Raw genomic sequence first — 14,085 nt, 5'->3', positions numbered from 1 at the left:
CTTTAGCGCAAGAAAATTTCTTCTCCACCGATGGATCAACCACCACCACAAAAGAATCTGCTCCTAACGAGCCGCCTTACAACGGAACAGAAAATGATGAATTTTCTGAATTAGAAAAAAGCTCGCAAGAATCCATCCAAGCCGAAGAAGATTACGCCCCAGAAATCGCCGCACCCACTCCAAAGAAAAATTTCAGCGGTGTTAAGGAAAGCCCCGAAAAATGGAAACCCTATCAAAGAGTTCCAGAAGAAAAAAGATTGGATGAACTCTCAGAAAAAGGATTATTCAAGATCACCAAAAAAGGCGAATACCTTTACAACGTAGATGCCAGCCCACAAAAAAGCGCTTCCTCATTTAAATTCGGTATGGCTTCGTTTCCGAATCTGACAAATCCAGCTTCAACTGTTTCTTTTGAGCAGATTTATGGTGACGATAAGAAACCCGTATTACTTATTGATTATGAATGGCAGTTCTTCCAATCTTTCGGAAAATTGGGACTTAAAGTGGGCTCAGGCCTTATGCTCGCAAGTGGAAAAGGACAATTCACTCAACCCTTTACACCACCGAGCACCGGAATTCCAACAACCGATGCCATGGAAAAATACAATTTCTATATGTTTCCCAATTCCATCGCCGCAGTTTATCGCCTAGATATTTTCAATAGACAGTGGATCGTTCCTTACGGTGAAGTTGGAATTGATTACGTCACTTTCATCGAAGCCAGAGATGATGGCGCAGATTTCAAATTCGGCGGAGCCCCTCACTTTCACTTTGCCTTAGGCGGATCATTCTTACTCGATACATTGGGAAGAGACATGATGGCCGAAATTGACAGGCAATACGGCGTAAACCATCTGTGGTTAACTGCAGAATATCGCAGATTAGAATCCATGGGTTCTGATTTTGATTTCTCCGATGACATCATCAACGGCGGAATCATGGTAGAATTCTAAGCGCCCCAACAAGATCCCACATTGAAACAACTCAAGGATCCGGATTTAGCTCTTATTTATTGGCGGCTTTCGGTAGCCATAGGGACAATGTTTACATCCGTTCTCACAACAATATCCTCTTTCCAAAAGATACTTCTCCGTAAAAACCGTTAAACCTTTTTCATTAATATAAGAATATTCATTCGACTCCGTCAGATTGTCTGATGGAATTTTTTCTTTAGGTTTTTTAAATATATTTTTGAAAAACTCTCTTGGATTCCACATGATGAACTTATGCTGGAATTCAGAAGCTTATTCAACTCTTTTCAGTTTTGCTCTGATGGCGGTGATTTCTTCTTTTCCCGTTTCCGCATTGATGCCAATTTGTTCGTCTAAATAATTCATTTCGTTGTCTGAAGTTTTTCTGACTGTGTAACGAGCCTTACCGTTGTTGGCTAAGGGAAAAAGTAAATCTGCTCTAGTGGAAGAAATTTTCCCAACCTTTTCCTCTTTCCAGAAAGTGTCTTGAGAGACAATTTTCTTTTCTCCTAAGGTCAACACTGGCGGCGTGAAGTTGAAAGCAAATTCATCACAACCATAACTAAAGCGTCCAAACTCCATTTTGTCTGCACCGTGAGTGACATTCAAAACAAATTGATTGCAAGAGATCTCACGACCATCTCTAGTTGTTACCGTTCCTTCACCCACCCAAACTCCGGTAAAATTAGCAAATGAAGAAGATCCCACCAATAAAATCAGACTGAACAAAACGGACTTAGCAAAAATTAATTTCATGTTATCCCCACCCGTGAAAAAATGTTTACCCTTAAATTACAAAACTTCTATTTAGTACTTGCCATAGCGAGCACTGTATTAGGATATGTTAGCTCAATGGAACTTGATCCCCCAAAAAAAACTAAACCTTATAGAGTAAGACTAGACTTGTCCTTTGACGGGTCGCTCTTTATGGGATGGCAAAAGCAATCTGAGGGCGCATATACGGTACAAGGCGTACTCGAGGAAAAGCTCTCGAAGATTTTTAAAGAAACTATTGCCGTGCAAGCTTCCGGAAGAACCGACCGTGGAGTTCACGCTCTCCATCAGGTCGCACATTTTGATTGCTCTACAGATCCCACAAGAATCAATTTAAGAACCGCTCTACAAGCCTCTTGCCCAAGATTCTTGGTGATCAAGGAAACCTACACCGCTCCAAAAGAGTTTCATGCACGACGTGATGCTCTCGAGAAAACTTATAAATATTTGATTAGAAATGCGAAGACTCCATCGAGCCAACTTTGGAATAAATCCGTTTGGATCAGAAAACCTTTGGATCTCGATTATCTGAACGAAGTCACAAAATGTTTGATCGGAACCCATGACTTTAAGAGCTTCCAAAATGCCGGGACCGAGCTCAAGACTACGACCCGCGAAATCTATGAAGCAAAGTGGGTTTTGCGTAAGCCGGGCTGGGTTGAATTTTATATCCGTGGAAATGGGTTTTTAAAGCAAATGGTTCGAAATATTGTGGGCACGGCCCTAGCATTGGAAAAACACGGCCAACCTATTGAAAAGATGAAGGAAATTCTAGAAGCTAAAAATCGCAAGGTCGCCCTCAAAACGGCGGACCCCGAAGGTCTCTATTTAGTTGCAGTAAAGTACCCCCAAACGCTTGACAATAAGTGCCTGAAATTCTAAAAGATTACTCTTTAATACTTCTGCAAAGTTCTAAGCACACCCGTTGTTTATGATTCTGTAAGTGAGTATGAACCGCTGAAAGCTCTGGTAAAGCCGACGCAAAAATTTTTGGAGATTACAGATAATGAGAACTTGGCAGGCAAAAACTGATGAAGTTGAAAGAAAATGGTGGGTTGTAGATGCTAGCGGACAAACGCTTGGTCGTCTATCTACTCAGATCGCTACTCTTTTAAGAGGAAAACACAAACCACAATTTACTCCGCATATTGATACGGGTGATTTCGTAGTTGTTGTTAACGCTGATAAATTAACTATGAGCGGAACAAAAATGGAAACAAAGCAATATTTCAGACACTCTGGATATTTTGGTAGCTTGAAATCAACTCTTGCAAAAGACATGTTGAGAGAGAAACCAGAAAAAATGTTAACTTTGGCTGTAAAAGGCATGCTTCCAACGAACAAACTTTCTCGACAACTTTTAACTAAACTTAAAATCTTTGAAGGACCTGAGCACGATCACGCAGCTCAAAAGCCTGAAGCTTACCAATTATTGACTAAGAAAGTGAAGGGGAACTAACCATGGCTGCAGCAGCAACAAAATTCATCTATGCAACTGGAAGAAGAAAAACTAGCGCAGCTAGAGTTTACTTAAAAGCCGGTAGCGGTAAAATCACTATCAATGATCAAGAATTCGAGAAATATTTAGTAACAGGAACACACAGATTGATCGTTCAACAACCTTTAACTGAGACAAATAATCTCGGAAAAGTAGATTTGAGAGTGAAAGTTGTCGGTGGTGGTATCTCTGGCCAAGCTGGAGCTATCAGACACGGTATCGCAAGAGCTCTTGTTGGATTTAATCCTGAGTTGAGAGGCGTGCTTAAAAAAGCGGGCTTCCTTACTCGTGACCCTAGAATGGTTGAACGTAAGAAATACGGTCAATCAGGTGCTCGTAAGAGATACCAATACAGTAAGAGATAATACCGGAGAGATAATATCCAGAATTTATTCTGGTATTACGAAAGAGGGGATGCATTATGCATCCCTTTTTTTTTGCTCTAGGAGCCTGATCTATGAAGAAACTATTTTTAATTTTATTATTTATTGTGATCGCCAGTTACGATGCTCACGCTGCGGATAGAACTGTTAGATGTATGAGTCTTTTTTCCAAGGGAAATGCATCCATGCACATCAACAACATGAAAGCGTCTTTTGATGTTAAGAAAAGACTTTTGCTGCAAACAATTCGTAGCCAATCTATTCGAGAGTTCGTTGTGGAATTTTCGTTACTGATTGATCAACTCTACGAAACTCGCTTTGTTGAAGCTCTGGAGAGTAAAAACGATGCGGATTACAAATCTCTGGGATTCAACTCTATCGATGAAGCTCGTGCACTTAAAGAAGTTGTGATCAGCAAAGAGATTAGAGTTCTATCGATTATGGATCCTAACGATATGACATCTGAATTTGCGGCTGACTTTAAAAGAATCGCCATCCGCATTTACGATACAAAAACTTCTAGAAAAGAAGTTTTACTTTTAAATGATAGATTAGACCAAGTTATCTTAAGTTATAGCGATTTGTAATTCCTACCTGTCAAATATCTTAACATCTATTTTATAACCTACATACAAAGTATATTGGCATAAAACTGCTCAAAGCAGCTCCCCCATCTAATAAAAGAAAACTATATGAAAATGTATCCGCTCATTATCGGCATAATATTAATTTTAAATTCCTTAACGTTACAGGCACGCAATACTTGCTCAGGATTATTTGACAACCAGATACCCACATTGAATGGCGACGAATATATAAACGGGTACATAAAGGTTTTTGTTTTTATGAGAGAGCAAAGATTAAAAGGAAGGCAAGAAAATTTATTACACTGGGCCGTGAGAGAAGATCGACCAGACTTAATTGAACCTCTTCTAAGAACAGGATCTGTGATATCAGAGCTAATGGATACGCAAGAACATCGTCGACACTTTTCCCCAGATTATACAGCTCTCAATTACGCTATTGAATTAGAGAGTTTAAAATCCATCAGAATACTTATTAAAAATGGCGCCAACGTCAATGGAGAGAAATCCCGACGCTCTTACCCTCCGCTCAACACCGCTGTTAGAAAAGGTAATGAAGAGATTATCCAAATGTTAGTGGATGCTGGCGCAGATCCTTTCCGCAGGGGCGTAGAAGAAGTATCATGGGGAGCAAGAAGCATGATCGGCGATAAAAATGCTTTTGATATCGCTAACGAACATGATCTGCCAAAGCGAGAAAGAATATTAAAAATATTCCTTTTAAATTATTCTAAAATGTAATTGGTTGGGTCTACAGGAACGCCATTCACGCGAACTTCGTAATGGCAGTGAGGACCTGTCGATCTGCCAGTGTTACCCACTGCCGAGATCACATCACCGCGCTTAATTTTTTGTCCTACAACAGTGAAGAGCTCCGAATTGTGTGCGTATCTGGTTACCACACCGTAACCGTGATCGATAGAAACTAATTTTCCGTATTCAGAATCAAATCCAGAGAAAGACACCACACCGTCCGCTGTTGCATAAACAGGAGCTCCCGGAGGCGCACCAAAATCCAAACCCTGGTGAAGTTTCAATTGGCCCGTAACAGGAGACGGTCGGTAACCGAACTCTGATGTGATGTAACCACGCGACGGCCTGATTGATGGAGTTGCTCGCATTAAGCTCTGTTGCATCGAAAGCATTTCCCAAAGGTCCAATACGCCTTGTTCTTTGAGTTCTGATTTTTTGATTGCGCGATCGATACGGATTGAAAGCGAGGTGAATTTACTTTCTTCAGATCTAGCGAGCTCACCCTTTGCGGAATCTAGGATTGGTTTTTTAAGGATCGTAAGAGTGTCTTCGTCTTTTCTAATCGCCGCAGGATCACGACCATCTCCTGAATTGTTTGCTTCGTTCATCTCTGCAATTTGGCTTTGGCTATTGGTGTTGCCCACGGTGAGCTTCAAAGCTCTTTGATCGTCGTTTGTGTCCGTAATGAGTCTTAACTTTGTCATGAAGCTTTGTACGCGCTCTAAACTTGAATCCAAGGCTTCTAACTTACTCTCCACTACTTGGAATTGGGCCTTGAGTTGTCTGTTTTCTACTTTTAATTTTTTAGATTCGATTTCTTGAAGGAGAAGACCCACATAGTCCACGAGGATTGAGGTCAAGATGATGAAACCGATCACACCACAAGTTACTATGGTCTTCATCCAAGATTGCGAAAGGATGAACCTTTTCACTACACCTTGGCGATCTGTCATCACTAGAAATGTTATCTTCTTAGAACTCATCCTGTCTCACTGCTTCCTATGGGAAGCACTATAATCTGTTATCAAATTCTAAACTTATCATTCACTAAATCATGTTTTTCTAAGCGTTGGCAACCGTCATATACATCACCGTTACATTGTCTAAACCACCCTTATTTTTGGCCTCTTTTATAAGCTCAGAAACGACTTTGTCAGGCGCAGTTTCTTGAGCAATTGCATAGATTTCTCTATCACCAACCATACCCGTGAGACCATCACTGCAAATGACGTAACTGTCTTCAGGGCTCAGGCTTCTCTCGAGGATGTCACAATTTGTTGCTCTTTCAAAACCAACGCTTCGCGTAATTATATTCTTGGAGAACTTCGCTTTATTTTCGTCTTTGAGCATGCCGGCTTTGATTTGTTCATTCACCAAAGAATGATCCTCTGTCATCTGCCACATGCCGGAAGTATTCAAAAGATAGGCTCTAGAGTCCCCTACATTTGCGACATAAATTTTTTGATCACGGATAAGAGCCACAACAAGAGTTGTTCCCATTCCCTTCAATTCACCATCAGATAAGCTTTTTTCGAAGATCGCGATGCCTGCAGCGGCGTAAGCTCTAGTTAAAAGATCCGTCGGTTTAATGCCAGCATCTTTTTCATAAGAATCTATAATCACATCACGAATGGTTTTCACTGCCATATGAGAAGCCACTTCTCCACCGCTATGTCCACCCATACCATCGGCCACAATGTAGAGACCTAAGTCCGGATCCATAAGAAAACAATCTTCATTGTTTGCCCTTTTTAATCCCACATCGGTTTGACACCAGACTTTTACAGATACCAATTTTCTTTTTCCTTCTAAACTAATTCGAATTTTTCTTTTCCGAATTTATTTTAAATCCTAAATTTTAAGCCGATAAGTCATTATGAAACCGAAATTTTTCACCGGTAAAATTTTAAAGGTAAAAAACTTACTTACGCTTTCAATCCTCATCTCGGCGTTTTTACATATATCTACTATTCTATCTCTGAAACTCCTCGAGAGAAACAATTTATCTCTAAAAACAGATCCAACGGTTGAGGTAATTTTCATTGATGCTGCACAATTCTCACAAAATGCTCCCAAGCAAATTGTCGAGCAGGACGAAAAGCCAGTGAACGACGAAGTAGATCCTAATGCTAAATATTTGAGTCAGTTCAATCAAAAAGTGGTTAACGAAACCAAAGCCGCCAACAGTGGAAAATACAATAATAATGCCGGCAAAGGTTTAACAAAGGGCCAAGCCGCTAAAAAAGTAAAAGAGACTATGGACCTGCAACCTCAGACAAAGGGTGCTGGCAGTGTTCTTGATAAATTTAAACCTAAAGTGGATTGGACCGCTCTTGCAAACAAAAATGCGGGTGGAGATGGACGCGATCTTTCTCGCAGTAGTGATCATTTAAAAGAAGTGGATAAAGGGCCGCAGACAGTTCTTTCAACAAGAGAATTTGTTTATTATTCGTACTTCAAACGCATCAAAGGACAAATCCAACAGTACTGGGAACCTTCAATTAAAGGTAAAATGAAAAAGATCATGTCTAGCGGAAGAAAAATCGCTTCGGCAGAAGATCGCACTACAAAACTTTTGATCATCCTAAACGACAAAGGAACCTTGGTTGGCGTGAAAGTTCTGGGAGAATCTGGAATTGTAGATCTTGATGACGCTGCCATAGAAGCCTTCAAAGCCGCAGCTCCATTCCCAAATCCCCCAACCGGAATTGTCGAAAGCGATGGCACCATAAAAATCCGCTGGGATTTCGTCCTCGAAGCCTAAAGGTGAGCCGCACCTTTTCCAAAGGTTTGCGTTATTTTTTCAATACTAATTTTGAATAATGATTTTAAATGCTGATATCTAATTTGGAAATGATTGGGTGTTCTGAGCGTAACTCTAAAAGTTTAAATGATAACGGTTCCACGGTGACAACCTTCAACTGAATTCTTTGGCCGGGTCTGAATCTTCTGCCTGATTGATTTCCAACGCGAATCAAATCTCCTTGGAAACTCACGATCAAATTCAAACCATTGACCTCTTCAACGAGAGCCCAAACTTTCTGCTCGACTGTTAAATGTGGAATGATCTTTTTCATTTTAATACCTATAGATCTTTATCTAAGTTCTTAAATACGAAAGATTTTACGGCACGTGCATCCTCGTCTTCACTCTTAATGATTTTTTTAGCGGTGATTTGTTCAGAGATTTGATTTGTCACCGCGGGAACCACGCCGTCTGTGGATTTGTCTAAGAAGTAGGGATTAAGGATTCTTTCGGCAAAATCTGATATTTTACTTTTTGCCGTTTGCAGTCCTTCTGTCACTGACTCTGAAACATTTCCAGCCACAACATTGGCCATAGAGTTTTCGCGCGCCAGATCTTTTGCTTTTACTTCTTCAATTGCTTTTTTAAATTCTTCTTGGATTTTCTTATCATCTTCTTGTGCCGCTGCATTTACCGCCGAAGATTCAAATACGCTACTGAAATCTCTTGGGCGAATTGAAGGCTGTACCTCCGCTTGAGGCTCTTGGACCCACTCTGGAAGATGCTCTTCAGAAAACATCAATTTATTTTTGTTAACTTTCACAATAAATTCTAATTCACTTCTTGGAATATCAACTTTCTCTGCAATTTCATCCACACTCATGCCTTGATTCGCTAAGCGCGCTGCTTGCACATACTTGATTGTGTTTTGTCTTTCGATAATTTCTTTGTGGGGAATTTTATCTTGGAAGATCTTAGAAACATCCATGCTCTTTTGGATAGAATCTTCGACCTTGTGGATTTGGTTTTGGGCATTGGCAACGTACTCTTGTACTTCTCGGCCTTTTTGATCTAAAAGAGTGCTCAGTTGCTTTACTTGCATGTCTGTTCTATCTGAAAGATCTTCTAGTATTGCAATCTTACTTTGCAGGAGTTGCAGGCCACGGCTCAATCTTGGATCATCTTTTTGTGGACGATTCAAACGTGCCCAACAAACCAATGCTGCCGCTACAAAACCAATATTTAAAATTATTTGTACAACTATCCATCCGCTCATAAATATCCCCTAGAGAGTCGGCTCTATTTTCTACTATAAGCTATAGAGCGGTACTCACTTTCATTTTATAATTAATGCCACAGCTGGATCAATGAACAGTGAACAAGCTAGCCTTGTGTCGCGAGACCAAGGGCAAGTTATGATCGCAAGAATATTGAAAGAGATATTTCTAGTTAATGACTTTAAACAAATATAGTTCCCACTATGGAATTATACATTACGACTTTAGACGACTTTTAAGCTTCGTAGGTCTGTAATATTGAAAATTGGGAATAAAATTATTACACCTACATAGCCACTGCATATCTAAAATTAAGAACTTAGTTTATACGTATACCTTCTTTATCTGTGGGGTATTTCTTGAACTTATTTATATTATCTATTTTATGCTTTTGTCTTGCTTCGGAAAATCTCCAAGCCAATTCTTGCGTCAGTCTCTTTAAAAAAGAAAATACTCTCAGACTGAGTTCTGTTCAATATCTCATTGAAGGTAATCATTCTCTAGACTCAATGATGAGTAAAATCACTCGCTTAGTTCAGGAAGCCAAAGAAAAAGGCTCAGAGCTTGTTGTATTCCCGGAACTGTTTATTTTTGATCTTTTAAGAGATCAGAATGATCCACAGATCGAAGTTCGCCTTCGAGAGATTGCAGAAACCGTAACTCCCATATTGTTTGAGAGAATTGCTGATCTCGCACAGAGAGAATCCATCGCCATTCTCGCAGGTAGCACTCCCATCTTGGAAAACAATAGAATCTATAATCGTGCCATGATCGTCTTTCAAGATGGTCAAAGAATTTTCCAGGATAAGCTTTTCTTGACCCCTGATGAACTCGATTGGGGTTGGGCCTCTGGAACTAGGCTTCAAGTATTCAATGCTCCTTGGGGTAAAACGACAATCCTTATTTGCTATGACTGCGAATTTCCCATTATTTCTAATTTATTAGCAAGATCTAAACCTGAAGTGATCTTGATTCCTTCCATGACAGAGAGTCGCCATGGCTTTAGAAGAGTGAGATGGTCCGCGAAGGCCAGAGCCATCGAGCACAGAGCTTACGTTGTACATACAGGAAACGTGGGCTACCTACAGTACGGTCAAGCCGCGACAATGACTCCTTCAGAAGCGGGACATCCGGGCATAAAAAACCAAGGTAAAATAAATAAGTTTGAAATTGTGACTACTGATTTAGATATTGGACATTTAAGACAAACCCGATTAACGCGAGGACCGCACCCTGCACGGGACCAAAATTCTCGCATCGAACCTATAGAGGTTATAGATGAATAAATATTTTCAGATATCTGCATTAATTTTATGTTGCACTCTTCCCGCACTATCTCAAGCTAGTGGCGCTAAATGTTCGTTGTTGTTTGGCAACCCAACATATGCAGAAACTAAAATCGTGCCGTTTCATATGCCCGGCTTGCAAGTCGCAAGTTTAAATGACTCAACACTCTCTACAGGAGCTACGCTTTTTTTCTTCCCTAAAGGAGCTTATGCCAACTTCGATTCTCGCGGAGGATCTGTGGCTTCTGTAGAAACTAGTCTTCTCACCGAAGGAAGCTACAGTCATCTTATCGATGGGATTGTCTTTGCAGGTGGCTCAACAATGGGCTTAGCAGCTGCCGACGGTGTTCGTTCAAAAATTTTCAAGGAACGTATAAACAGCTCAGCTTTTGATGCTATTCCTTCAATACCCGGCGCTGTTGTCTATGATTATGGCGGAAGAATTCAACGCTACAATAACCAGGAAGTATATCCTAATCGAGAAATGGGCGAAGCTCTTTATGAGCAGCTCAGCAGCTCTGAGTTTATGGCCGGTCGCGCAGGGGCAGGAACTACCACTTCATGTAGCAAAGCATGCGACCCAAAGTGGGGTGGCCAAGGAATTATCAGTAGATCATTTATATTTGACGGAAAAAAAATCAATTTACTGGTTGCCGTTGTACTCAACCCAACGGGTGATATTTTTTCTGAAGGAAAAAGCATCACCGGTCAATACAGAAACGTCGGCGCCTCTGTACCCCATGGGCCAAAACAAAATACGACATTGAGCCTTGTGGTTACAGATATCCCGCTGGATCGAAGTCAATTGAAGAGAATCTCCATCATGGTTCATACTGCAATGGCGAGAAACATTGCGCCGTTTCATACGCCAACTGACGGAGATATTTTATTCACCGTTACGACAGGCAAGGATAGACCTTCTTATAGAGAAGAAGCTTACGCTTTTGAAGAAGCTCTGGCAGAAAAAGCTACGGAAATGATGGAAGAAGCTATTCTTCAAGCCGTAGATACTTCAAACATAAAGAGAAGCAGCAAATAACTTAAAAGTTATTTTGCTGCCGACCACTTAATCATATCTACTGCGAGATTGTAATCTAGGCCGTCGTTATCAGTGATTTTGTAGTATTCGCGCCATTCCTGAGGAGCTTCCGGGTGAACAGATGTAATGGCTACTCTTCCTTTTTTATAAGAAGTGTTGAGGCTCATAATCGGTCTAGCTTTTGTTTCTTTAAATTCAAAAGGATAGTAAGCAACAATCTCTGTTCCTGGAGCATAATTTTTTTGCTCTAAGAAATAGGGACCTTCTTCCCAGTAGACATCACGCTTTGAATCACCCCAAATTACTGGAATGATCTCTGCCACTTTTTTTCCGAAAAAGTTAATGTAGTGTCCATATCCAGGAACAATTCCTAAGCCTTTAGACTCAAAATTATTCTCTGGCTTCTCGGGGTCTTCCCACCCAAACTGATCCGCTGCCAAAAAAGCTCCGGCACAGAAGCCTACGTAGCCTCCACCTTCGGAAACAAACTGAGCAATATTCTTCTTAAGTTCTGGGGCCATATTCAAAACCTGTAGACGTGCCCTTCCTCCAGGTTGAATCCATACTTTTGCGTCCTTAAAAACTTCAAATGAAGTCTCTTTCGGACCAACGTATTCTACTCTGAAGCCAGCGCGTTTTGCCATCTCTGCTGCAGATTCTGAGCAACCAATATTTTGAGGAATCTCAACGCAAGAACCTGGCCCCTTGTAGACTAAGGCCAGTGGTTGAGATTCAGCAAATCCTATCAACGTGAATAATATTAAATTAAGAATAAGTCCCCCTTACTACTTCGTTTATTTCTTTCTTGGTAAATATCCGTAAGCAATTCCTTCTGTCTGGCGAATGTGCGACTGAGTCGTTCCATCAGGCTTAATAACTCCAGAATCTGGGAAGTAAGTCTGATTTGCCGCTAGTAAATATCCAGAAACAACTTGAGCTGCTCTTTTAAAATAATTCATACCCGTGTTATATTGAGCCCACGATGTGCTAAGTGCAAGTACTTCTACGCCATTTCTTTTATATGCTGATAAAACATCTGAATCATAAACATCAGAACAAATAATAAGACCCACTTTACCAATTATAGAATCAAAAGTTACGCCATCAGTTCCTGCGCTTAAAAAATTATTTTCGATTTCAAACAAATTGATTTTTCTATGCTTTGCGACAACTTCTCCTGAAGGAGCAACCACTACCGCAACATTATAGTATTTGTTTGTTTTGCTATCCACTTCAGCCAAGCCGAATTGGATGTATGTATTTAATTCTTTTGCGATTTTACCAAAATACTTTGTTGTTGGCCCAGGAATTGTTTCCACGTAAGGCTCAACATCTTCACGAGATCGGTAGTTATCATCTTCTGAAGAAAGTTCTGGGATGTCCGGATAACCTATGACCCCAAACTCTGGAGTAACAACGTATTCTGCGCCATTTTTAACAGCTTGTCGTACCCATTCTTCAAGTTGAGATCTATTTGTAGCTTTTGTTCTTTCAGCTTGTGCTTTTGTTGCAGGAACTGGTGAAACACCTGGGCTTGTCTGCACCACGGCTACCTTCACATATTCCTCTGATGAAAAGTTTCCTTTGGGTTCAAATACTTCCTTGATAGGTTGAACTTCCGCATGAAGATTCAATAAAAAAGTAAATAATAATAAAAACATAATTGCCTCCTAAGCGGCGTTGGATTGGGTTTGGGTTGTAGTGAGCTCTTCTAAAAGAGACTTCATTTTTTCTTCAAAAGCTTTTGATAAATTAGACTCATGGATAAAGTCCACAAGAATTTTTTGCAATGCTACAGAATTTTCGCTTGGAGTTTTTTGCGCATACACCATAGACCATTGATTCAATTTAAAAATATAATTTCTTTGAGCTTTACTTACAGTTTCAGCTAAGCGCGTTGCATCTATGAACTCCAAAGCACTACTCCACTCTCTCAATGGCCACGCAAAATTCCTATAAACCTCAAGAACTTGCAATTCCTCTTTGGTGTAAGAAACTCTTGGGTCTGCCTTCGAAGGAAATGTTGATTCGAGCATACTTTTAATATTTGGCGGAAATAAATCGTAAGTATTCATTGAATCAAAAGCAGGCAAATTCGCTGCGCGATGAAACAAATTCAAATTTACGGCCAAGAGACTTTGCATTCTTGTCAGAGTCAAATTCAACTTCTCCGTATCTTTGTGCGCATCTCGAACTTCAAACACAAAATGATCTTTAGAAAGATCAGGCCGGAAAGCCGTACTGCCTATATATTTAAAAGAAGCATCGGATTTAGCAATTTCGTGCAAAGCTTCTTCGCTTAATACTTTGTTATTGTAGATTTGATTTATGAAGTATTTCATCTTTTCAAATTTAATTTTATTAATAGGACTTAAAAATGGGTGAACAAAGCTTTTAGCAGATTCTAATGTCGGATTTGACAAAGATTTATCATAACCACTCTTTAATTTTTGTACGGAATCGTAAATATGGATAAAGTTGAGTAATCCGAGAAGCTCTTCTTTTGAAAATAACTTTAACGCTTGTGCTTTTGGCATCCCAATGGTTCCTTGCATAGAGCCCACTCCAAACGATTCTGCAATAGTGTTTGTTTTTGCCATCCATTCACCGAAAGAACCGAGAGGAGGCAGAATAATTTCAAAGTTACCCGTCGCATCTCTAATTAAAATTTCCGGTAGGAATTCAAGTGCTTTCGGCACTACACTGATTCTTCTCAAACCAATGTCTTTTAGTAATGGATCATTTGATAAGCCCTTAATCATGGAAAGTTTTTCA

At 40.1% G+C, this 14,085-nt stretch carries 18 protein-coding genes; 9 read left to right on the top strand and 9 right to left on the bottom strand.

The window, feature by feature from the left end:
• The coding region (locus tag V4596_00935; GenBank protein MES2767682.1) for an MXAN_2562 family outer membrane beta-barrel protein at nucleotides 1–953 on the top strand (953 nt) is incomplete at its 5' end.
• A 45-nt stretch (nucleotides 954–998) separates the two neighbouring features.
• On the opposite strand, the gene V4596_00930 is transcribed toward V4596_00935, so the two are convergent.
• Nucleotides 999–1,163 (bottom strand): DUF5522 domain-containing protein, encoded by a 165-nt coding sequence (locus V4596_00930; GenBank protein MES2767681.1) that lies wholly within the window; start codon nucleotides 1,161–1,163, stop codon nucleotides 999–1,001.
• Nucleotides 1,164–1,244: 81 nt separating this feature from the next.
• Nucleotides 1,245–1,727, bottom strand: a complete 483-nt coding sequence (locus V4596_00925) for a hypothetical protein (GenBank protein ID MES2767680.1) — start codon at nucleotides 1,725–1,727, stop codon at nucleotides 1,245–1,247.
• A gap of 96 nt (nucleotides 1,728–1,823) precedes the next feature.
• Here V4596_00925 and truA point away from each other — a divergent pair, with 96 nt between their 5' ends.
• The 5 genes from truA (at nucleotide 1,824) to V4596_00900 (ending at nucleotide 4,951) form a co-directional block, all read left to right on the top strand.
• On the top strand, nucleotides 1,824–2,627 hold the full coding sequence (gene truA / locus V4596_00920; protein ID MES2767679.1) for a tRNA pseudouridine(38-40) synthase TruA: 804 nt from the start codon (nucleotides 1,824–1,826) through the stop codon (nucleotides 2,625–2,627).
• A 121-nt stretch (nucleotides 2,628–2,748) separates the two neighbouring features.
• A complete protein-coding gene (gene rplM / locus V4596_00915) occupies nucleotides 2,749–3,204 on the top strand; it encodes a 50S ribosomal protein L13 (protein ID MES2767678.1) in 456 nt (151 codons plus the stop codon).
• 2 nt (nucleotides 3,205–3,206) lie between these two features.
• On the top strand, nucleotides 3,207–3,608 hold the full coding sequence (gene rpsI / locus V4596_00910; GenBank protein ID MES2767677.1) for a 30S ribosomal protein S9: 402 nt from the start codon (nucleotides 3,207–3,209) through the stop codon (nucleotides 3,606–3,608).
• A 92-nt stretch (nucleotides 3,609–3,700) separates the two neighbouring features.
• Nucleotides 3,701–4,213: a hypothetical protein gene (locus V4596_00905; GenBank protein MES2767676.1), complete on the top strand. Its 513-nt coding sequence runs from the start codon at nucleotides 3,701–3,703 to the stop codon at nucleotides 4,211–4,213.
• A 105-nt stretch (nucleotides 4,214–4,318) separates the two neighbouring features.
• The gene (locus V4596_00900) at nucleotides 4,319–4,951 is read left to right on the top strand and encodes an ankyrin repeat domain-containing protein (GenBank protein ID MES2767675.1); all 633 of its coding nucleotides are present in this window, start codon (nucleotides 4,319–4,321) and stop codon (nucleotides 4,949–4,951) included.
• Here V4596_00900 and V4596_00895 read toward each other — a convergent pair.
• Together V4596_00895 and V4596_00890 are read right to left on the bottom strand one after the other, a co-directional pair.
• Entirely contained in the window at nucleotides 4,936–5,946 is a 1,011-nt protein-coding gene (locus V4596_00895) for a M23 family metallopeptidase (GenBank protein MES2767674.1), read from the bottom strand. The two genes, V4596_00900 and V4596_00895, sit on opposite strands and share 16 nt — an antisense overlap.
• Nucleotides 5,947–6,025: 79 nt before the next feature.
• Nucleotides 6,026–6,724 carry a Stp1/IreP family PP2C-type Ser/Thr phosphatase gene (locus tag V4596_00890; GenBank protein MES2767673.1) on the bottom strand — a complete coding sequence of 233 codons (699 nt, stop codon included), beginning with the start codon at nucleotides 6,722–6,724 and terminating at the stop codon, nucleotides 6,026–6,028.
• Nucleotides 6,725–6,839: 115 nt separating this feature from the next.
• Between V4596_00890 and V4596_00885 the strand changes: the two genes are divergently transcribed.
• Nucleotides 6,840–7,727 carry a TonB family protein gene (locus V4596_00885; protein ID MES2767672.1) on the top strand — a complete coding sequence of 296 codons (888 nt, stop codon included), beginning with the start codon at nucleotides 6,840–6,842 and terminating at the stop codon, nucleotides 7,725–7,727.
• A 64-nt stretch (nucleotides 7,728–7,791) separates the two neighbouring features.
• Here the strand turns inward: V4596_00885 and V4596_00880 are convergent, their stop codons facing one another.
• A complete protein-coding gene (locus V4596_00880; GenBank protein MES2767671.1) occupies nucleotides 7,792–8,040 on the bottom strand; it encodes a hypothetical protein in 249 nt (82 codons plus the stop codon).
• 8 nt (nucleotides 8,041–8,048) lie between these two features.
• Complete coding sequence (locus tag V4596_00875; protein ID MES2767670.1) at nucleotides 8,049–8,984, bottom strand: DUF2802 domain-containing protein; 936 nt, start codon at nucleotides 8,982–8,984, stop codon at nucleotides 8,049–8,051.
• A gap of 360 nt (nucleotides 8,985–9,344) precedes the next feature.
• On the opposite strand from V4596_00875, the gene V4596_00870 reads away from it, so the two are divergent.
• Together V4596_00870 and V4596_00865 are read left to right on the top strand one after the other, a co-directional pair.
• On the top strand, nucleotides 9,345–10,271 hold the full coding sequence (locus V4596_00870) for a nitrilase-related carbon-nitrogen hydrolase (GenBank protein MES2767669.1): 927 nt from the start codon (nucleotides 9,345–9,347) through the stop codon (nucleotides 10,269–10,271).
• Nucleotides 10,264–11,310: a P1 family peptidase gene (locus V4596_00865; GenBank protein MES2767668.1), complete on the top strand. Its 1,047-nt coding sequence runs from the start codon at nucleotides 10,264–10,266 to the stop codon at nucleotides 11,308–11,310. Before V4596_00870 ends, V4596_00865 begins: the two co-directional genes overlap by 8 nt.
• 8 nt (nucleotides 11,311–11,318) lie before the next feature.
• On the opposite strand, the gene V4596_00860 is transcribed toward V4596_00865, so the two are convergent.
• The 3 genes from V4596_00860 to V4596_00850 all read right to left on the bottom strand — a co-directional run.
• Complete coding sequence (locus V4596_00860) at nucleotides 11,319–12,059, bottom strand: BPL-N domain-containing protein (protein MES2767667.1); 741 nt, start codon at nucleotides 12,057–12,059, stop codon at nucleotides 11,319–11,321.
• Nucleotides 12,060–12,104: 45 nt separating this feature from the next.
• Nucleotides 12,105–12,971: a carbon-nitrogen hydrolase family protein gene (locus tag V4596_00855; GenBank protein ID MES2767666.1), complete on the bottom strand. Its 867-nt coding sequence runs from the start codon at nucleotides 12,969–12,971 to the stop codon at nucleotides 12,105–12,107.
• A 9-nt stretch (nucleotides 12,972–12,980) separates the two neighbouring features.
• A partial coding sequence (locus V4596_00850; GenBank protein ID MES2767665.1) for a hypothetical protein occupies nucleotides 12,981–14,085 on the bottom strand: 1,105 nt, incomplete at its 5' end.

The organism is Bdellovibrionota bacterium (genome assembly GCA_040386775.1).
GTDB lineage: Bacteria > Bdellovibrionota > Bdellovibrionia > Bdellovibrionales > JAEYZS01 > JAEYZS01.
The sequence above is the reverse complement of the archived record's forward strand: the minus strand, read 5'-3'. Positions and strand labels throughout refer to the sequence as shown.